This is a genomic window from Cellulomonas pakistanensis, assembly GCF_016862755.1.
Classification (GTDB): domain Bacteria; phylum Actinomycetota; class Actinomycetes; order Actinomycetales; family Cellulomonadaceae; genus Cellulomonas; species Cellulomonas pakistanensis.
This window is the reverse complement of sequence record NZ_BONO01000020.1, coordinates 23,804-43,382: the sequence shown is the minus strand read 5'-3', so window position 1 is coordinate 43,382 and position 19,579 is coordinate 23,804. Positions and strand designations below refer to the sequence as shown.

General features: G+C 76.6%; 17 protein-coding genes. 5 read left to right on the top strand and 12 right to left on the bottom strand.

The features are described 5' to 3' along the window. Positions 1–326 precede the first annotated feature (326 nt). Positions 327–722 carry a LysM peptidoglycan-binding domain-containing protein gene (locus Cpa01nite_RS13185; protein ID WP_203669214.1) on the bottom strand — a complete coding sequence of 132 codons (396 nt, stop codon included), beginning with the start codon at positions 720–722 and terminating at the stop codon, positions 327–329. Positions 723–977: 255 nt separating this feature from the next. On the opposite strand from Cpa01nite_RS13185, the gene lexA reads away from it, so the two are divergent. Further along, positions 978–1,724 carry a transcriptional repressor LexA gene (lexA, locus tag Cpa01nite_RS13180; protein ID WP_203669213.1) on the top strand — a complete coding sequence of 249 codons (747 nt, stop codon included), beginning with the start codon at positions 978–980 and terminating at the stop codon, positions 1,722–1,724. A gap of 76 nt (positions 1,725–1,800) precedes the next feature. Here lexA and Cpa01nite_RS13175 read toward each other — a convergent pair whose 3' ends face one another. The 3 genes from Cpa01nite_RS13175 to hflX form a co-directional block, all read right to left on the bottom strand. Next, a complete protein-coding gene (locus tag Cpa01nite_RS13175) occupies positions 1,801–2,778 on the bottom strand; it encodes an L-lactate dehydrogenase (RefSeq protein WP_239068769.1) in 978 nt (325 codons plus the stop codon). Between the two features lie 159 nt (positions 2,779–2,937). Further along, the gene (locus Cpa01nite_RS13170; protein WP_239068763.1) at positions 2,938–5,076 is read right to left on the bottom strand and encodes an ATP-dependent DNA helicase; all 2,139 of its coding nucleotides are present in this window, start codon (positions 5,074–5,076) and stop codon (positions 2,938–2,940) included. Positions 5,077–5,140: 64 nt separating this feature from the next. Continuing rightward, positions 5,141–6,640 carry a GTPase HflX gene (gene hflX, locus Cpa01nite_RS13165; protein ID WP_203669249.1) on the bottom strand — a complete coding sequence of 500 codons (1,500 nt, stop codon included), beginning with the start codon at positions 6,638–6,640 and terminating at the stop codon, positions 5,141–5,143. Between the two features lie 211 nt (positions 6,641–6,851). On the opposite strand from hflX, the gene Cpa01nite_RS13160 reads away from it, so the two are divergent. Then, positions 6,852–7,466 (top strand): class I SAM-dependent methyltransferase, encoded by a 615-nt coding sequence (locus Cpa01nite_RS13160; RefSeq protein WP_203669211.1) that lies wholly within the window; start codon positions 6,852–6,854, stop codon positions 7,464–7,466. 25 nt (positions 7,467–7,491) lie between these two features. Here the strand turns inward: Cpa01nite_RS13160 and Cpa01nite_RS13155 are convergent, their stop codons facing one another. The 7 genes from Cpa01nite_RS13155 to Cpa01nite_RS13125 form a co-directional block, all read right to left on the bottom strand. Next, positions 7,492–7,824: a thioredoxin family protein gene (locus Cpa01nite_RS13155; RefSeq protein WP_239068762.1), complete on the bottom strand. Its 333-nt coding sequence runs from the start codon at positions 7,822–7,824 to the stop codon at positions 7,492–7,494. 116 nt (positions 7,825–7,940) lie between these two features. Next, the gene (dapF, locus tag Cpa01nite_RS13150; protein WP_203669210.1) at positions 7,941–8,912 is read right to left on the bottom strand and encodes a diaminopimelate epimerase; all 972 of its coding nucleotides are present in this window, start codon (positions 8,910–8,912) and stop codon (positions 7,941–7,943) included. Further along, positions 8,909–9,865, bottom strand: coding sequence for a tRNA (adenosine(37)-N6)-dimethylallyltransferase MiaA (miaA, locus tag Cpa01nite_RS13145; RefSeq protein WP_203669209.1), 957 nt, complete (start codon positions 9,863–9,865; stop codon positions 8,909–8,911). The genes dapF and miaA overlap by 4 nt, the downstream gene beginning before the upstream one ends. Next, the gene (locus tag Cpa01nite_RS13140) at positions 9,862–10,830 is read right to left on the bottom strand and encodes a hypothetical protein (protein ID WP_203669208.1); all 969 of its coding nucleotides are present in this window, start codon (positions 10,828–10,830) and stop codon (positions 9,862–9,864) included. The genes miaA and Cpa01nite_RS13140 overlap by 4 nt, the downstream gene beginning before the upstream one ends. Before the next feature lie 328 nt (positions 10,831–11,158). Further along, complete coding sequence (locus Cpa01nite_RS13135; protein WP_203669207.1) at positions 11,159–13,123, bottom strand: hypothetical protein; 1,965 nt, start codon at positions 13,121–13,123, stop codon at positions 11,159–11,161. Then, a complete protein-coding gene (locus Cpa01nite_RS13130; RefSeq protein WP_203669206.1) occupies positions 13,120–15,117 on the bottom strand; it encodes an HSP90 family protein in 1,998 nt (665 codons plus the stop codon). Before Cpa01nite_RS13130 ends, Cpa01nite_RS13135 begins: the two co-directional genes overlap by 4 nt. A gap of 10 nt (positions 15,118–15,127) precedes the next feature. Then, entirely contained in the window at positions 15,128–15,625 is a 498-nt protein-coding gene (locus Cpa01nite_RS13125; RefSeq protein WP_203669205.1) for a type III secretion system chaperone family protein, read from the bottom strand. A 191-nt stretch (positions 15,626–15,816) separates the two neighbouring features. Between Cpa01nite_RS13125 and Cpa01nite_RS13120 the strand changes: the two genes are divergently transcribed. Together Cpa01nite_RS13120 and Cpa01nite_RS13115 are read left to right on the top strand one after the other, a co-directional pair. Beyond that, on the top strand, positions 15,817–16,386 hold the full coding sequence (locus Cpa01nite_RS13120) for a type III secretion system chaperone family protein (protein WP_203669204.1): 570 nt from the start codon (positions 15,817–15,819) through the stop codon (positions 16,384–16,386). Then, entirely contained in the window at positions 16,383–16,892 is a 510-nt protein-coding gene (locus Cpa01nite_RS13115) for a type III secretion system chaperone family protein (protein ID WP_203669203.1), read from the top strand. Before Cpa01nite_RS13120 ends, Cpa01nite_RS13115 begins: the two co-directional genes overlap by 4 nt. Before the next feature lie 78 nt (positions 16,893–16,970). Here Cpa01nite_RS13115 and miaB read toward each other — a convergent pair whose 3' ends face one another. After that, a complete protein-coding gene (gene miaB / locus Cpa01nite_RS13110) occupies positions 16,971–18,566 on the bottom strand; it encodes a tRNA (N6-isopentenyl adenosine(37)-C2)-methylthiotransferase MiaB (RefSeq protein WP_203669202.1) in 1,596 nt (531 codons plus the stop codon). Positions 18,567–18,750: 184 nt separating this feature from the next. On the opposite strand from miaB, the gene Cpa01nite_RS13105 reads away from it, so the two are divergent. After that, a complete protein-coding gene (locus tag Cpa01nite_RS13105; protein WP_203669201.1) occupies positions 18,751–19,497 on the top strand; it encodes an amino acid ABC transporter ATP-binding protein in 747 nt (248 codons plus the stop codon). The last annotated feature ends 82 nt before the right edge of the window (positions 19,498–19,579 follow it).

The following is a 19,579-nucleotide window of genomic DNA, read 5'->3' as shown; positions in this document are numbered from 1 at the left end:
CGGCCCCGGGTAGACGACGAGGGTGGCCGCTGATGCGGCCACCCTCGTGGGGACGCCCCCGTCCCGTCTCGTCCGCACGACTCGCCTCGCGCGGACGGTTGCTGCACGCCTCTGCGCCGGGGCCCGAGAGCCGCGACGACGATGCGTCCCTCGCGGCGAGCCCCCCAGCCAGCCGTTCGAGGTGGCACCACCCTAGGGGTGCCTGCACCAATTACGCAAGGAGCGGGTGACGTAATGCGTTCGAGACCTTCCCGGGGCGCTGACCAGCGGGCTCGCGCTCGCGCGGACCCCGCCGTCGAGACCCCGCCCCGCCCTGACTCGCGGGTTCAGGAGCCGGCCGGCAGCAGCAGGACCTGACCGGCCTGGAGCGAGGCGTCCGACAGGCCGTTGAGCTCCTGGAGGCCGAGCACGACGTCGCGCACGTCCTCGCCCGGCGCGGCCACGCGGGTCGCGATCTGCCAGAGCGTCTCCCCCGACTGCACCGCGTGCGTGGTGACCTCCACCGCGCGCTCCGGCCCGTCCGCGACCGCGCGGCCGCCCATGAGGCCGCCGAGCACGACCGCCAGGCCCAGGAGGGCGACGACGACGCGACCGCGCCGCGTCAGGTGGAGCCGGCCCTCGCCGCCCGCGGGCACCGCCCGGCGCGCATCCCCGTCGCGCCGGGCGGGCACCTCACGGCGCGCCGGACGAGCGATCCCCGGCTGTGCTGCGATCGCGCTCATCCCCACCACTTCCCTCCTGGGCCGGCTGGCGACCCGAGTCGAACACCTGTTCGTTCGAACGCTTGTACGATGGAACCACACGGCACCGACGATGTCGAGACACGATCGAACAGGTGTTTGATCCCGTCCGTCCGTCCCCCTACGCTCGGTGACGTCGGGTACAGCGCACCACGAGGCACTGACACGCCCGCCCGACGGACCGCCCCGGACCCACCGGCGGGCGGCCTGACCAGGGTGGACGGGACGGGAGCAGAGATGGCGAGCGACGGGACGGCAGCCGCGGCGGACCTCGGCGGGGAGGCGGCGGTGGCCGAGCTCGGCGAGGGCGACGGGCTCACGCCGCGCCAGCGGCTGGTCCTCGAGACGGTGCGCGCGTCGGTCGAGGCGCGCGGCTACCCGCCGAGCATGCGGGAGATCGGCGACGCGGTGGGGCTCACCAGCCCGTCGAGCGTCAAGCACCAGCTCACCGCGCTCGAGCGCAAGGGCTACCTGCGCCGCGACCCGAACCGCCCCCGCGCGATCGAGGTCGTGCAGCCGGACGACTCCCGCGGCGTGGCGGCCCTGCCCGGCGTCGCGGGCATCACGGGGATCGGGGACGACGACTCCGCCGCCCGCGAGGGTGCGCCCGAGGCCGCCTACGTGCCGGTCGTCGGCCGCATCGCCGCCGGTGGCCCGATCCTCGCCGAGCAGCTCGTCGAGGACGTGTTCCCGCTCCCCCGCCAGCTCGTGGGCGCGGGCGAGCTGTTCCTGCTCAAGGTCGTCGGCGACTCGATGATCGACGCCGCGATCTGCGACGGGGACTGGGTCGTGGTCCGCCGGCAGCCCGTCGCCGAGAACGGGGAGATCGTCGCCGCGATGCTCGACGGCGAAGCGACGGTCAAGACCCTCAAGCGCGCGGACGGCCACGTCTGGCTGCTGCCGCAGAACCCCGCGTACTCCCCGATCGACGGCGACCACGCGCAGGTGCTCGGCCGCGTCGTCTCGGTGCTCCGCTCGCTCTGACGCGGCGACGGCCCCCGAACCCGCCGCACGGCGGGTTCGGGGGCCGTCGCGCGCCGGGCGCGCAGGAGCGGTCCCGCTACAGCCCGAACCGCCGCGCCACCGCCCGCAGCTGCTCCCCGGACCGCCGCAGCCCGGCGAGCTCGTCCGTCGACATCGGCACCTGGAGCCGCTCGCCGACGCCGGACCGACCGACGATCGACGGCACCGACAGGCACACGTCGCTGATGCCGTGGTAGCCGTCGAGCAGCGACGAGACCGGGAGGATGCGCCGCTCGTCCTTCACGATCGCCTCGATGATCCGCGAGCCCGCCAGCGCCACCGCGTAGTTCGTCGCGCCCTTGCCGGCGATGATCCGGTACGCCGACTCGACGACCTCGCGCGCGATCGACTCGCGCACCTCGTGGGTCAGCGGGACGTGGCCCTCGATCGCGTTCCAGTCCAGGATCGGCACGCCGCCGATGGTCGCCGACGACCACAGCGGCAGCTCGGTGTCGCCGTGCTCGCCCGCGATGTAGGCGTGCACGTTCTGCACGGCCACGCCGGTGTACTGCGCGATGAGGTACCGCAGGCGCGAGGAGTCGAGCACGGTGCCGGAGCCGAACAGCTGGGTCGGCGGGAGCCCGGAGACCTTCAGCGCCGCGTAGGTGACGATGTCGACCGGGTTCGTCACCATCACGTAGACCGCGTTCGGCGCGACCTCGACCAGCGACGGCAGGATGTTCTTGACCAGCGCGATCGTGGCCTCGGCCAGGTCGATCCGGGTCTGGCCGGGCTTCTGCTTCGCGCCCGCGGTGATCATGACCACGTCGGCGTCCGCGCACGCGGCGATGTCGTCCGAGCCGATGACCTCGGCCATCGGCATGAACTGGATGCCGTGCCCGAGGTCGAGCGCCTCGGCCTCGACCTTCGCCTTGTTGATGTCGTAGAGGACCACGCTGCGCGCGGCACCGCGCATGAGCGCCGCGTACGCCATCGTCGACCCGACCGCGCCCGCGCCGACGACCGCCAGCTTCGTGGTGCGGCGGGGCGGGAGCGCGGTGCCCACCAGGCCCAGCTCGTCGGCCTCGACGTCGTTGGTCTGCTCGCTCACGGCGGTCCTCCCGTACTGCTGCTGGTGCCCGCGCGTCGGTCGGCGCGCTGGTCACGAGGCTAGCGGGCGGGGCGGCGGGGCCGCCCCTCGGGAGCGTCCGGGACCGGTGCCGCGCGCGGCAGGTCAGGCCGGAGGGGGCGGCGGGACCGCCAGCCGGCGCAGCGCGCCGAGCGCGACCTCGCGGTCCGTCGTGCGCCAGAACGCCGGCAGCGACCGGGTGAGGAACTCCCCGTACCGGGCCGTCGACAGCCGCGGGTCCAGCACCGCCACGACGCCGCGGTCCCCCGTCGACCGGATCAGCCGTCCGGCGCCCTGGGCGAGCAGCAGCGCCGCGTGGGTCGCCGACACGGACATGAAGCCGTTGCCGCCGGACGCCGCGACCGCCTCGGACCGGGCGGACTTCACCGGGTCGTCGGGCCGCGGGAACGGGATGCGGTCGATGATCACCAGCTGGTTGGACCGGCCGGGCACGTCGACGCCCTGCCACAGGGACAGGGTGCCGAACAGGCAGGTGGCCTCGTCCTCGGCGAACTGCCGCACGAGGGTCGGCAGCTGGTCCTCGCCCTGCACCAGCACCGGGACGTCGAGCCGCTCGCGCATCGCCTCGCCGACCGCGACGGCCGCGCGGCGCGACGAGAACAGCCCGAGCGTCCGGCCGCCCGCGGCGGTGATGAGCGCCTCGATCTCGTCGAGCTGCGCGTCCGTGGCGGGCTCGCGCCCGGGCGGCGGCAGGCGGCGCGCGATGTAGAGGATCCCCTGCCTCGGGTAGTCGAACGGGCTGCCGACGTCGAGGCCGTGCCACGGCAGCGAGGCGGGGGCCGCGGTCGTCGGCCTGGCGGGCACGTCGAGGGTCGTGCCCTCGCTGCCGCCCGGCGCGGACACGGCCACCGTCGCGGCCGTCGCCGTGGCGGCCGCGGCCTCCCCCGCGCCCTCCAGGCCGATGCTGCGGGCCATCGACCGGAACTCGCCGCCGAGGCTCAGCGTCGCCGAGGTCAGCACGGACGCCTTGCCCGCCAGCAGGTGGGTGCGGATGAGCCCGTTGACGGCGAGCGGCGCCGCGTACAGCCGGGTCGCCCCGTCCCGCTCCGCGCGGGAGCACCACAGCACGGTGTACCGCTGGTCGTCCGCCTCGGCCGCCATGCGCTCGGCGACCTCGAACAGCGCGAGCACCGCCGAGGTCGCGATCTTGAGCCCGCTGTCCGGCGACGCCGCCTCGCCCGCGGCCGGCTTCTCCGGGCGGAGCGCGCTCAGCAGGCTGCGGGCCGCGTCGCGGACCATCGCCACGGCCTGCCGGGTGCCCTCGGGCAGCCCCTGCGTGAACCGGCCCTCGGGCAGGTGGATGAGCGCGGCGCCGAGAGCGGTCGCCGCGGAGTCGAGCTCCGTCGTCGCGATGCCGCCGTGCCGGCGCGCCATCCGCCCGGCGTGCTCGACGCTGCCGACCGACAGCTCGGCGGTGGACTGCGCCGTGACCCGGTCGGCGAGCTCGTGCGCCTCGTCGACCACCAGCACCTCGTGCTCGGGCAGCACGTTCGGCGACCCGGACGCCGCGACGCCGAGCATCGCGTGGTTCGTGACGACGACGTCGGCCGCGCGCGCGGCGGCGCGGGCGCGCTCCGGGAAGCACTCGTCGAGCATCGGGCAGCGCTGGCCCAGGCACTCCAGCGACGTGACGGACACTTGCCGCCAGGCGCGGTCGGTGACGCCGGGCACCAGGTCGTCGCGGTCGCCGGTCTCGGTCTCGTCCGCCCACTCGCGCAGCCGGACCACCTGCGCGCCCAGCGACTCCCTGCCGGCGTCCTCGCCGTCGGCGGCCTCGGTGGTCGACGGGTGCTCCGCCGCACCCCGGTCCCCGAGGTCGAACAGCATGCCCTGGTCGTCCGGCGGGTAGCCGCCGGCCGTCTTGTGCACGCAGACGTAGTTGTGCCAGCCCTTGAGCAGCGCGATCCGCGGGGCGCGCGGCAGCTCCGGGGCGAGCGCGTCGGCGACCAGCGGGAGGTCACGGGTCATCACCTGGCGCTGCAGGGCGAGCGTCGCGGTGGACACGACGACGCGCTCGTCGGCGAGCACCGCGTGCCGCACGGAGGGCACCAGGTAGCCGAGCGACTTGCCGGTGCCCGTGCCGGCCTGGACGAGCAGGTGCTCGCCCTTCTCGACGGCGTCCGCGACCGCGTTCGCCATCGTGCGCTGCCCGTCGCGGGGCGAGCCGCCGAGCGCCGCGACCGCCACGTCGAGCAGGTGGTCGACGGCTACGGGATCAGGCACCCGGACAGGGTAGTCGGGCGCGGGGACACCTCCGAACGCCCGGAGGGTCCCCGCGCCGCGGACGTCAGCCGCGCTCGACCGCCGCGGCGGCGAGCTCGGTCGCCAGCGCCTGGTCGACCCGGCCGCGGAGCGCGGTGCCCTGCGGCGTGTGCTCCTCGGCGTCGATCTCGCCGGTCTCGTGCACCCGGTGGACCAGGTCGCCGCGGTCGTACGGGATGACCAGGTCGACGACCACGCCGGGGCGCGGCAGCTGGTCGGCGATGACCTCCTGGAGGCCGTCGATCCCCTCGCCGGTGTGCGCGGACACCACGACGGCGCCGTGCTCGCGCGACCGCAGCCGCGCCAGCGCCTCCGGCTCCGCCAGGTCGGCCTTGTTCAGCACGATGATCTCGGGCACGTCCATGGCGCCCGGGATGTCGGCGAACACGTGCCGCACCGCGGCGATCTGGCCCTCGGGGTCCGGGTGCGACGCGTCGACGACGTGCAGCACCAGGTCGGCGTCCGCGACCTCCTCGAGCGTCGACCGGAACGCCTCGACCAGCTGGTGCGGCAGGTTCCGCACGAAGCCGACCGTGTCCGCGAGCGTGTACACGCGGCCGTCCGCGGCCTGGGCGCGCCGGACCGTCGGGTCCAGGGTGGCGAACAGGGCGTTCTCCACCAGGACCCCGGCGTCGGTGAGCCGGTTGAGCAGCGAGGACTTGCCCGCGTTGGTGTACCCGGCGATCGCCACCGACGGGATCGCGTTCTTCTTCCGGGACGCCCGCTTGGTCTGGCGCGCGGGCTCCATCGCGGCGATCTCGCGGCGCAGCTTGGCCATCCGGTTGCGGATGCGGCGGCGGTCCAGCTCGATCTTCGTCTCACCGGGGCCGCGCGAGCCCATGCCCGCGCCGGCGCCGCCGACCTGGCCACCCGCCTGCCGGGACATCGACTCGCCCCAGCCGCGCAGGCGCGGGAGCAGGTACTCGAGCTGCGCGAGCTCGACCTGCGCCTTGCCCTCCCGGGACTTGGCGTGCTGGGCGAAGATGTCGAGGATCAGCGCGGTGCGGTCGACGACCTTGACCTTCACCACGTCCTCCAGCGCGCGGCGCTGGGACGGGGCGAGCTCGCCGTCCACGACCACGGTGTCCGCGCCGGCCGCGAGCACGACGCCCGCGAGCTCCGCCGCCTTGCCGGAGCCGAGGTACGTGCCCGGGTCGGGGGTCTGCCGGCGCTGCAGCAGGCCGTCGAGCACCGTGGAGCCCGCGGTCTCGGCCAGGGCGGCCAGCTCGCGCAGCGAGATCTCGGCCTGCTCCTGGGTCACGCCCGCGGCGCCCCAGATGCCGACCAGCACGACGCGCTCGAGGCGCAGCTGCCGGTACTCGACCTCGGTGACGTCCTGGAGCTCGGTGGACAGCCCGGCGACCCGGCGCAGCGACGTGCGCTCCTCCAGGTCGAGCTGCTCGCCGTCGTAGGTGGTGTGGACGGTCGCGCCGTCGTGGACCGCCGTGCCCGCCCGCGCGAGCACGCGTGCCACGACGTCGTCGGCGACCCGCTGGGCGTCGCGCGCGGCCTGCTGCGCGTCCACCTCGGTCTCCGGGGCGTCCTGCTCGCGAGTCGTGGGGTTCTGGGGGTCGTTCACGCGGTTCCTTCGCTGTCGCCGGTGGTCGCCGTCGTCGGCGCCCGGGTTCCAGTGTCGCGCTCCGTGGCGGCTCGTGCGAGGCAATTCGCCACCGGCGGACGACGCGTCGCGCAGCGGCGCGCCGCCGCGGTCCACGGGGCGCCGGTAGGGTCGCGGCGTGACCGGCACCGAGCACTACTTCACCGCCGAGCCCGCCTCCCCCGACGAGCGCCGGGCCCGCACCGTGCACCTCGCCGGCCGGGACGTCGAGGTCGAGACCGCCGGCGGCGTGTTCTCCCCCGACCACCTGGACGCCGGCACCGAGGTGCTGCTCCGGCACGTGCCCGACCCGCCGCGGGACGGCGACCTGCTGGACCTGGGCTGTGGCTGGGGGCCGGTCGCGCTGAGCCTCGGGATCCTGGCGCCGGACGCGCGCGTCTGGGCCGTCGACGTGAACGAGCGGGCGCTCGACCTGACGCGGCGCAACGCGGCGCGGCTGGGGGTCGAGGGACTGACGGCGGCGCGGCCCGAGGACGTGCCGGACGACGTGCGGTTCGCCGCCATCTGGTCGAACCCGCCCATCCGGGTCGGCAAGGAGACGCTGCACGCGATGCTCCGGCAGTGGCTGCGCCGGCTGGTGCCCGGCGGCGAGGCGTACCTCGTGGTCGCGAAGAACCTCGGGTCGGACTCGCTGCTGCGCTGGCTGGCGACCGAGCTCGACGGGCTCGCGGCGGTCGACCGGGTGGCGACGGCGCGGGGGTTCCGGGTGCTGCGGGTGGTCGCGGCGAGCTGAGGCCCGCCCGGGCTCGGCGCCGCGCTCAGGCGCCGGCGAGGGCCGCCACCGCGGCGCGGGCCTGCGCGAGCGACGGCACGCCGGTGACCCGCAGCGCCGGGGCGCCGTCGGCGTCGAGCAGCACGACCGTCGGCGTCTCGGTGACGCCGAACCGCTCGGCCAGGTCGGCCCGGTGGGCGACGTCGACCTCGACGTGCGCGACGCCGTCGCGGGTCGCGGCCACGCGCTCGAGGACCCGGCGGGTCGCCCGGCACGGCGCGCAGAAGCCGGACGACAGCTGGAGGAACGTCGCGTCGCGGCCCAGGGGGCGGCGCAGGTCCTCGGCCGTCACGGCGGGTGCGGTCGTCGGGTCGGTCACGGCCTGTGCAACGCGGGAGCGCAACGGGGTGTTCCGGAGGCGGGGCCTCGCGGGGCCGGGGTGGGACCGCGGGCCACGCGGGACCGGCGGGGTGGCCGGGCGCCCCGGCGCGCGCGTCAGCCGCGCAGCGCCGCCGGGTCGACGTCCAGGTCCGCGACCAGCACCGCCGGGCCGGCGAGCTCCACGTGCCCGTCGGGCAGCGTCGCGACCCGGACCGTCCCGCCGGGCACGTCGACCAGCCACACGTCCGGCGCCTGGGGGCCGGCCCACGCCCGCACCGCCAGCGCCGCGGCGCACGCGCCCGTGCCGCAGGAGCGGGTCTCGCCGACGCCGCGCTCGTGCACGCGCATCCGCACGCGGCCCACGACGGTGCCGTCCTGCAGCCGCTGCTCGCCGAGCGGGACGACGAGCTCGACGTTCGTGCCGTGCGGCGGCACCGGGTCGACGACCGGCGCGCGGGTCAGGTCGGCGGCGGCGAGCTCGGCGTCGTCCGCGAGCGCCAGCACGGTGTGCGGGTTGCCGAGGTCGACGCTCAGCGCCGGGCGCGCCACGGTCAGGCCAGTCACGTCGACCTGCGCGTCCGCGCCTGCGGCCGCCGCCTCCGGCCCCCCGGGCAGGCGCCACTCCCCCATGTCGACGGCGTACCAGGTCTCGCCCGCGGGACCGGCGGCCTCGCGGACGCGGCGCACGCCGGCGCGGGTGCCGAGCACGAGCTCGCCCGCCGCCGGGTCCCACAGGCCGAGCGCGCGGGCGTACTCCGCGACGACCCGCACGCCGTTGCCGCACATCTCGGCGATCGATCCGTCCGCGTTGCGGTAGTCCATGAACCACGTGGCGGCGGGGTCCTCGGCGAGGACGGCGGCGCCCTCGGGGAGGTCGGCGCTGGCGACCAGCCGGATGACGCCGTCGCCGCCGATGCCCGCCCGGCGGTCGGCGAGCGCGCGCACCAGGTCCGCGTCCAGCGCGACGCCGGTCCGGCCGTCGAGCAGCACGAAGTCGTTCTGCGTGCCATGGCCCTTCGTCACGCGCAGCGGCTCGACGGAGCCGGGCAGGGCGCGGGCGGCCGGGGACGCGGCGGGGGCGGTCATGAGCCCAGACTACGGCGCGGGGCCGGGTCGTCCGTGGCGAGCCCGAGCGTCCCGGCGTCCGCGGCGGCGACGAGCGCGAGCGCCCGGTCGACGAGCTCCGGGTCGCGCGCGTCGAGCCAGTGCACCCGCGGGTCCCGGCCGAACCAGCCCATCTGCTTGCGGGCCAGCCGTCGGGTGCCGGCGACGACCTGGTCGCGTGCCTCCTCCTCGGTGATCTCGCCGCGCAGCGCCGCCAGCACCTCGGCGTAGCCGACCGCTCGCGACGCCGTCCGGCCGATGCCGCGCCCGAGGAGCCCGCGGACCTCGTCGACGAGCCCGGCCGCCCACATCCGGTCGACCCGGGCCTGCACGCGCTCGTCCAGGACGGCGCGGTCGCAGTCCAGGCCGATCTGCACGGCCGGGACCTCGTAGTCGTGGCTCGGCAGGTTGGCCGAGTACGGCCGGCCGGTCAGCGCGATGACCTCCAGCGCCCGGACGATGCGGCGCGCGTTGCGAGGGCCGATGTTCCCGGCGGCGACGGGGTCCGCCGCCTCGAGCTCCGCGTGCAGCGCGCGGGCGCCCTCGGCCTCGACGCGCGCCTCCAGGGCCGCCCGCACGTCGGGGTCGGTGCCCGGGAACTCCATGTGATCGAGCAGGGACCGCACGTACAGCCCGGAGCCACCCACCGCGACGGCGCGGCGCCCGCGCGCGGCGATGTCGGCGAGCGCCGCGCGGGCGTCCCGCTGGTACGCGGCCACCGTGGCGTCCTCGTCGGGGTCGAGCACGTCGAGCAGGTGGTGCGGCACCCCGCGGCGCTCCGCCACCGGGAGCTTGGCGGTGCCGATGTCCAGGCCCCGGTACAGCTGGAGGGCGTCGGCGTTCACGACCTCGCCGCCCAGGCGCTCGGCGAGCGCCAGCCCCAGGTCGGACTTGCCGGTCGCGGTCGGACCGACCACGGCGACGACGACGGTCAACGGGGCTCCTCGGGGTGGTGCGGGGCGTGCGGGTGCACGTCGGTGTCGTCCGGGCCGGTGACGCGCCAGGCGACGACGGCGTGCTGGGCGCCGGCGACGACCTCGGCGTGCGGAGTCCGGGGCGTGGCGGCCGCGCCGGGCGTGGCGGTCACGTCGGTCGTGGCGGTCACGTCGGGCGTGCCGGCGGGCAGCAGGGCGAGCGCCGCGCGCCACGGGGCCCAGCCGGAGACGGCGAGGTCGCGGGCCGCGGCGGGGCCGAGGTCGTCGAGCGCGCGGGCCAGCGCCGCGGGTCCCTCGGCGAGCGCGGCCAGCAGGGCGGCGTCGGCGTCCGGGGCTCTGGGGTCGTCGGCCAGCGGCGCGTCCGGGCCGTGCCGCGCGCTCAGCGACCCGACGACGACGAGCGCGCGCAGGTCGCCGGGCGCGGCGTGAGCGACGGCGGCGGGACCGGGGTCGGTCGGACCGGTCGGGGGCGCGTCGGCGACCGGCACGGCGTGGGCCCCGGCGGCGGGGTCGAGGTCAGGACCGCTCGGGGGCGCGTCGGTGGCGGGAGCGGCGGCGGGGCGCGCGATCTCGAGGACGTCGACCGGCGCGGTGACCCGGGCCGCGCGGAGCAGCACGAGCGCGGCCGACGCCGGGACGTCGGCGATCGCGGCACCGGGCTCGGCACCGGGTACGGCGGCCGGCGCGGACCCGGCTCCGGCGGCCGGCGCGGAGCCCACGGCCGGCGCGACGTCGGGCAGGAGGAGACCGGCGGCGCCGAGCCCGGGGGCGACGGGGTGCGGCAGGAACCGGTCCCCGCGCGCGGGCGCGACGACGAGCACCCGCCCGCCGCGCGCGTCGGCGCCGGCGAGGTCCGCGAGCGCCGCCACCGCCGCGTCCCGCAGCCCGGCGGCGGGGTCGGCCCGGCCGGCGGCGCCGGGGACGAGCAGGGCGGTGTCGGGCAGGAACACCACGGCCAGGCTCACCCCCCGACGGTATCCCGCCGCGCGCGCCACCCCCGCCGCGCACGCCCGCCACCGCCACCCCGCACGCCCGCCACTGCCACCGCCACCGCCACCGCCACCGCCGAGCTTGCAGTTGTTGCGGGGTTCCGCCGCCCCGAACCCCGCAGCTACTGCAAGCTCGGCGGAGAGGCGACCTCGCGTGCGCAGGACGACTCGCCGAGATGGCACCTCTCGGCTGTGCGCGAGCGCCCCGCGACAGCCGAGAGCTGCCATCTCGGCGGACGTGGCTCAGGGCGGCGTGGCTCAGGGCGGCGTGGCGCAGGGCGGCGCCCGCCACGGGCGGCGCGCGTCAGGACGTGAGCGAGCGGGCCAGGTCGTCGGCGCGCGAGTCCTGGCCCGAGCGGCGCAGGACGTCGACCAGCGCGTTCGCCACCTCGCCGTGCGGGCCCCGCCGGCGGGCGGCCGCGAAGCCCTCCATCGCCGACTCCAGGTGCCAGATCGCGTCCTCGACGTGGCCGAGCCCGTCGTGCAGCCGGCCCGCGAGCCAGAACGCGTGCGCCGCGTCCGCGACGGCGCCGAGCCCGGCGTACGTCTCGGCGGCGGTCTGCGCGCGGGCCGCGGCCGCGGCGTGCCGCTCCTCGCCGCCCAGCGTGGCGAGCAGGCGCGCGGCTGCGTCGTCCAGGTCGGCCGCCGCCCGGCGCTGCGCGGCATGCTCGCGCGCGGCCAGGTCCGGCGCGCGCTCGCCCGCGTCCTCGCCCGCCAGCCGCAGCAGCAGCCCGTCCGCCTCCGCCAGCACCGCCTCCGCCTGGCCGGTCGCCGCGGCGGCGCCCGCCCACGCGACCACGACCGGCACGACGGCCGGCGCCGCGACGTCCGCGGCGCGCAGCCGCGCCACCGCCGCCGCGTAGCCGGAGGCCGCGCCGTCGTCGTCGCCGAGGACCTGGGCGCAGTGCGCCGCCTCGGCGTACGCGAAGCCCGACTCGGTCAGCAGCCCGGCGGCCTCGAAGGCGAGGGCCGCGTCCAGGTACGCGCCCGCGGCCGCCTCCTGGTCACCAGCGGCGGACAGCCGCTCCGCCTCCGCGACGAGCGCCGCCGGGTCGGCAGGCGCCGCGCGGCGGGCGGCGGCGCCGGTGGCGTCCGGGCCGGGAGCGCCGGAATCCGCCGGGTCCGCATCAGGGCCGGCTCCACCCGCGGCACCCACGAGTCCGCGCGGCAGCACGTCGAGGTCCAGCCGCGCCGCGGCCGGCCCCGTCGCCCACGCGCGGGCCACCGACTCGCTCTCGGCCGCGGTCCCGTTCCGCGCGTCGAACTGCGCCGCCAGCGCGTCCGCCTGCGCCCGCAGCCAGTCGTCGAGCTCCGCGACGGTGGTCGCCGGCACCGACGTCAGCCGCACGGGCAGCTCCCCGTGCCCGCCGGCGCGCAGCACGTGCGTGGCGCCGCCGACCAGGCGGGCGAACGCCAGCCGCGAGTAGGGCGTGTCCCCGCCGGTGAGGTACTGCTGGTCCGCCTCGATCGCCCGCACCGCGCGCTCGGGCTGCCCGCCGCGTGCGAGCAGCCGGACGCGCCGGCCGCGCGCGCCGACCATGTCGGACTCGGCCTCCGCGAGCGCCGCGACCGCGCGCCGGTGCGTCCGCGCGGCGTCCCGCGGCCGGCCCGCGTCCAGGTAGGCCTCGGCGAGGTAGGACAGCATGTCGGCGGGCTCGGACGCGCAGGACGGGTCCTGCTCGAGCGTCCGCTCGATGAGCCGGATGCCCTCCTCGGCGCGGCCGGTGGCGAGCAGCCACGCGGCGCGGTCGCCCGGGTCGCACGCCTCGCACTGGGAGTAGTCGTCGCGCGGCGTGGCGATCCACGCCTGGTAGGCCTGCTCGGCGTCGTCCGCGCCGCGCTGGCGGGCCCACGCGAACCGCTCGTAGGCGACCGCGTCCATCCCGTTCCCCGCGAGCGCGTACCGGCGCTCCATGTCGGCGAGCGTGCGGTCGATCTGCTCGGCGGGCACGGTCGGGAAGTCCGCGAGCCCGCTGATCATCCACTTGAACGACCAGAACAGCCCGTGCCGGTCGTGCGCGTCGAAGTGCTCCGGGTGCTCGTCGAACCACCGCAGCAGGCGCGCGAACGCGACGAACGACCGGTCGACCTCGCCGCCCCACTGGTACGCCTCCACGAGCGTGGACAGCGCGTAGGCGCGCGCGGCGTCCGGCCCCTCGGCGTCGACGAGCCGCACCTGGCGCTCCGCCGCCTGGGTGCGCGCGAGCCCGTACGGCATCTGCCGCACGCGCCCGATCTCGCGGTTCGCCTCCTCCAGCGAGCGGGTCACGCGCGCTCCTCCCCGGCCGGTCCCCCGGCCGCCTCGTCGTCGGCGCCGGTCCACCCGGCCGCCCCGCCGTCCGCGCGGACCCCGCCGCCCCCGCCCCGCAGGCCGGCCCGCAGCAGCACCGACATCGAGCCGGTCATCAGCTCGGCGTCGCGCGCCCGCAGCGGCTCCCCGGACAGCAGCAGCGCCGACACGTACAGCGACCGCAGGCCCGCCGCCGTCACCTCGCCGGGCGGCGCGTCGAGCAGGTCGCGCACCAGGGTGCTGGCGTCGTTGAGCACGAGCTGCCGCGCAGCGGCGGGCGCGGCGAACCCCGCGAGCACGTCGCTCCACACGTCGTCGGCCTCGGCCATCGCGGCCCGCAGGTCGCGCTGGTGGTCGCCGTCCCGGTCGTGCAGGAGCACGGCGGGCAGCTCGGCGGGCTCGAAGGTGCGGAGCACCAGCTCGGTGTCGAGGGGGCGCAGCACCTCGCCGCCGGCCCGGACCGCGTCCAGCGTGGCGAGCTCGCGCTCCGGGGTCACCGGGGCCAGCACCTGCGCGATGTCGCCCGCGCCGAGCGGCCGGACCTCGCCGAGCCCGCGCCCCGGGCCGCGCGCGGCGAGCCGGGCCAGCAGGTCGGCGTCGTAGACGTAGCCCGCGTTCACCACGGCCACGCCCTGGGCCCGGGCGACCGGCGCGATCCGCTTGTACTCCTCGAGCGTCGGCGCGTAGACCACCTGGCCGTGCTCCGCGGCGACCTCGGCGAGCGTCAGCGTCCCGTCGGTCGTCTCGTACGGCAGGATCCGCGCGGCGAGGTCGAGCATGGTGTCGTCGGTCAGCGCGAGCGACCGCACCGCGAGGTGGTGCGTGGCGACGAACTGGCGCGCCAGCGCGGTCGACGACTCCAGGGTGCGCAGCGTCCAGGACCGGACCGCGTCCGCGAGCGCCTCCTGCGTCGCCAGCAGCACCTCGTCCGTGTAGAGCTGCTCGCGGGACGCGGTCGGCCGCAGGCCCGAGGCGTCGATGACGCACCGGACGAAGAACGCCCACTCCGGCAGCAGCCCCTCGACGCGCGCCCCGAGCAGCATCCGCTTGAGGTAGACCCGGTGCGACCCGCCGCCGCCCGGGGGCACCGCGGCCGGCAGCACGAAGGCGACGCCGGACACGCCCGCGAGCGGCACCGCGAGGTCGACGTGCGCGAGCGGCGTGAAGCCGAAGGTCTGCTCGCAGTACCGGGCCAGGGCGCGGGCCCGCGCCGCCTCGTCGGGGTACGCGCGCGCCCACGGCGCCTCGGGCTCGGAGACCCGGCGCCAGGCGTGGCCGGGGCGGGGCGCGCCGTCGGCGGGCAGGGCGTCGGCGGCGGGCGGGGCGTCGGCGACCTCGTCGACCGGCGCCGCGGACGCGCCCGACCCCAGCGGCACCTCCACCGCCACGTCGACCGGCAGCAGCGACCCGAACTCGGCCGCGAGCGCCGCGACCGTCTCCCCCGCCAGCCAGTGCTCCAGGTCCCGCCGCGGCCGCAGCCGCACGGTGCTGCCCGGCGGCACGTCGGCGTCCGGCAGCTCGACGAGGTCGTACGACCCGTCGGCGTGCCCGCGCCAGCGCACGGCCGGCGCCTGCGGGTCGCGCGCGGACCGGGACACCAGCTCGATGCGGTCGGCGACCATGAAGGCCGACAGCAGGCCGATGCCGAACTGCCCGAGGAACTCCTCGCGGCCGACGCCCAGGTCCAGGTCGCGCTTGGACGACCGGCCGACGGTGGCGAGCAGCTCCTCGGCCTCGGCGCGCGTCAGGCCCACCCCGGAGTCGACGACCAGCAGCGACCCGTCCGCGAGCGGCCGCAGCCGCACGGTCGCCGGGCACCCCGGGTCGACCGCGCGGCGCGCCGTGATCGCGTCCACGCCGTTCTGCAGCAGCTCGCGCAGGTAGACCCGGGGGCCGGAGTACAGGTGCCGGGCGAGCAGGTCGACCACGCCGTGCAGGTCGACCTGGAACGCCCGCGCCGCAGCGTCCGTCATCGGCGGCGCGTCACTCCCCGTCGGCGGCGGCCTCGGCCGCCTTGGCCTCCGCGGCCTCCGCCGGGAACTGCTCGTCGAGGTGCTCGAACAGGCTGAGGGCGGTCGTGATGCCGCACGCCAGGTGCAGGTCGAGCTGCTCGTCGGTCGCGCCGTGCTCGTAGTCGACCGTGTGCTCCGCGTACACGCCGACCAGGTCGCCCTCGGCCCGCACGTAGCCCTTGGGCCACAGCTTCTCCGAGTTCCAGGTGTTCACCAGGTCGACGACCCGCGCGTACTGGTCGACGCCGACCTTCCGGTTCCACCGGCCGCGGGTCTGCAGGTACTCCTGCTGGCCGCCGAGCCGGAAGAAGTAGAACAGGTGGCCGTCCCAGAACCCGCCGATGTCGCCGTCGTCGTCGACGCCGTAGTTCATCTCGCGCGCGTCCAGCACGTCGAGGATGCGCTGGTGCGAGAGCGGCTGCGGACCGGGCACGGACGCCTCGGCGTCCGGCTTGGTGAAGAAACCCATGGCGTCCTCGTGGGTGTCGTGCGGGGCGCCTCGGCCCCGCGGTCGCGTCGGTGCAGGTGGCGGGCGCGGACGCACCCGTACCGGTCGAGCCTAACCCGATCGCGCGCACCTATCGCCGCCCGAGATGTCCGTTCCGGTGAACACCGGGTGACCACGCTGGCGGTGTCCGCGGCCGCGCGTATGGTGTGCGCATGGGTCTGTTCCGGAACCGCCGCCCCCGCCGCGGACCGGGCCGCCCGGCCGCCGGCCGCGAGGCCACGCCGGTGCCGGCCAACCCGGGCCGCGGCACCGACCGCGGCAGCGGGACCGGCGTCACGGTGGACGACGGGCGCCCCACCCCGATCACGCACGACCGGGTCGTCCGGTGGTTCGAGCGCAACGACTTCCACTACTTCACCGACGACGACGGCGACCTCGGCGGGCTGTGGCGCGGGCGGCTGTTCTACTTCTTCCTGTTCGGCGACCACCAGGAGATCGTCCAGGTGCGCGGGCAGTGGAACCGCGAGGTCGCGATCGAGCGGCTCGAGGAGGTGCTCGACGCCTGCACCGAGTGGAACGCCGAGCGGATCTGGCCCAAGGCGTACGTGCGGGTGCGGGACAACGGCATGGTGCACGTCGTCGCCGAGGTGTCGACGGACCTCGAGCACGGCGCGACCGACGAGCAGCTCAGCCAGATCCTGTTCTGCGGCCTGAGCACGTCGAGCACGTTCTTCGACGCGATCGACGAGCTGTACCCCGACCCCGCGGCGGTGGCCCCGTGACCGCCCCGCGGACGCCGGGCTGGCTGTCCCGGGTGCTCGGCGAGCGGTCCCCGGAGCCCGCGCCGCAGCGCCGCGTGCCGCTGCAGGCCCGGCCGACGCCGCTCACCCGCGACCGGGTCGCGTCCTCCCTGTCGTCCCGCGGCTACCACTACCGCGTCGACGAGGACGGCGACCTGACCGGCGTGTGGAACGACTCCCGGTTCTGGTTCCTGCTGCTCGGCGAGCAGCGGGAGATCCTGCAGGTGCGCGGCCGGTGGCACCGGCAGCTGCCGGTCGACAGCCGCCGGGCCGTGACGCTCGCCCTCAACGACTGGAACCGCGAGCGCATCTGGCCGAAGCTCTACCTCCGCGAGGAGGAGGGGCAGCTCGCCGTGTACAGCGAGGTGTCGACCGACCTCGAGCACGGCGTGACGGACGAGCAGCTCGACCAGCTGGTCTCCTGCGGGCTCGGCACGGGCGTGCAGAGCTTCGCGTCGTTCGACTCGCTGCTGCCGCCGTCGGTCTGAGCCCCGCCGCGCGGCCGGCCCGGGCGTGACGGGTCGTGCCCGCGCGCCGTGCGCGTGGGTCGGCGTCGCGCAGCGCGCTCAGCGCCGCCCGATGGTCGGCAGCCCCAGCAGCACCGGCGCGGCCGGCCCCGCGGGGGCGCCGGTCCCGCACGCGTCGCCGGCGCCGCCGTGCGCGTGGTCGTCCTCGCCCGCCTGGCGCCGCTCCCAGGCGTCGCCCGCCCGGGTCCGCCGCACGGCGAACGTGCCGCCCTCGACCGCCGAGTCGGCGACCAGGTGGTGCGGCGCGGCGTGGGTGACGTCCACGGTGACGAGGTCGCCCGGGCGCGGGACGCCGGCCTCGGCCAGGTCCGCGGGCAGCGCGAGGTGCACCAGGCGGTTGTCGGCCGCGCGGCCGGACAGCCGGCGCGTCGCGCCGTCCTTGCGGCCCTCGCCCTCGGCGAGCAGCACCTCGACGGTGCGGCCGACCTGGCGCTGCGCCTCCTCGAGCCCGATCCGGTCCTGCAGCGCGATCAGCCGCTCGTACCGCTCCTGCACGACCGCCTTGGGCAGCTGGTCGGGCAGGTCCGCGGCCGGCGTGCCGGGGCGCGGCGAGTACTGGAACGTGAACGCCGACGAGAACCGGGAGGCCTCGACCACGCGCAGCGTCTCGGCGAAGTCCTCCTCGGTCTCGCCCGGGAAGCCGACGATGATGTCGGTGGTGATCGCGGCGTCCGGCAGCTGCGCCCGGACGCGGTCGAGGATGCCGAGGAACTTCTCCGACCGGTACGACCGGCGCATCGCGCGCAGGACGCGGTCGGAGCCGGACTGCAGCGGCATGTGCAGGCTCGGCATGACGGCGGGGGTCTCGGCCATCGCGGCGATCACGTCGTCGGTGAACGCGGCGGGGTGCGGCGACGTGAACCGCAGCCGCTCCAGGCCCTCGATCGTCCCGGCGGCGCGCAGCAGCTTCGCGAACGCGCCGCGGTCGCCGAACTCGACGCCGTAGGAGTTCACGTTCTGGCCGAGCAGGGTCACCTCGATCGCGCCCTGGTCCACGAGCGCCGCGACCTCGGCGAGCACGTCGCCCGGCCTGCGGTCGCGCTCCTTGCCGCGCAGGTGCGGGACGATGCAGAACGTGCAGGTGTTGTTGCAGCCCACGCTGATCGACACCCAGCCCGCGTAGGCGGACTCGCGCCGGGTCGGCAGCGTCGACGGGAAGACCTTGAGGGACTCCTCGATCTCGACCTGCGCGGCCTCGTTGTGCCGCGCGCGCTCCAGCAGCACCGGCAGCACGTCGAGGTTGTGCGTACCGAACACGACGTCCACCCACGGCGCGCGCTCGACGATGCCCGTCCGGTCCTTCTGGGCGAGGCAGCCGCCGACGGCGATCTGCATGCCGGGGCGGGACCGCTTCGTCCCGGCCAGCCGGCCGAGGTTGCCGTACAGCTTGTCGGCCGCGTTCTCCCGCACCGCGCAGGTGTTGATGACGATGACGTCGGCCTCCTCGGCCGCCGCGGCCTCGGGCGACGCGGCGACGTAGCCGGCCTGCTCGAGCATGCCGGCCATGTGCTCGGAGTCGTGCACGTTCATCTGGCACCCGAGGGTCTTGACCAGGTACGTGCGCGCGGGGGCTCCGGCCGCCGACGTGGGGGCGTCGGCCACCGTCAGGACGGGGGGCGTGGTCGTCGTGCTCATCGCGGACAAGGGTACGTCCGCGGGCCGCGACCCAGGGCCGCCGCGGGACGGACCGGGACGCGCCCGGGTCGTGCCCCCGGGACGCCCCCGGGGGCACGGCGCGGGCGCGCGCATGACCGGGACGTTTCCATCTTGTGACCTGAAGGAGTTGGCGCCGGTAACAAACGCCTCATAGGTTCCAGGGATGGCACAGCCCGAGCCCCTCGTCGTCCTCGACCACGTCGACAAGCACTTCGGTGCGCTGCACGTCCTCAAGGACGTCAGCCTCACCGTGCGCCGCGGCGAGGTCGTCGTCGTCATCGGCCCGTCCGGCAGCGGCAAGTCCACGCTCTGCCGGACGATCAACCGGCTCGAGACCATCGAGTCCGGCACCATCACCGTCGACGGCCAGCCCCTGCCCGCCGAGGGCAAGGGACTGGCGAAGCTCCGCGCGGACGTCGGCATGGTGTTCCAGTCGTTCAACCTGTTCGCGCACCGCACCGTGCTGCAGAACGTCACGCTCGGCCTGCGCAAGGTGCGGAAGATCGGCGCCGGGGAGGCCGAGGAGCGCGCCATGGCGCTGCTCGAGCGCGTCGGCGTCGCCAGCCAGGCCGACAAGCTGCCGGCGCAGCTCTCCGGCGGCCAGCAGCAGCGCGTCGCGATCGCCCGCGCGCTCGCGATGGAGCCGAAGGTCATGCTGTTCGACGAGCCCACCTCGGCCCTCGACCCCGAGATGATCAACGAGGTGCTCGACGTCATGACGGCCCTCGCCGCCGAGGGCATGACGATGGTCGTCGTCACCCACGAGATGGGCTTCGCCCGCCGCGCCGCGGACCGCGTCGTCTTCATGGACGGCGGCGCGATCGTCGAGGAGGCCGACCCCGAGACCTTCTTCACCGCGCCGAAGTCCGAGCGCGCCCGCGACTTCCTGTCGAAGATCCTCACCCACTGAGCCCGGGCGCCCCCGCGCCCGCCCCCACCGCACGGCCGGGCCCCACCCGGCCGATCCCCGACACGCGACGCATAGGAGCTCG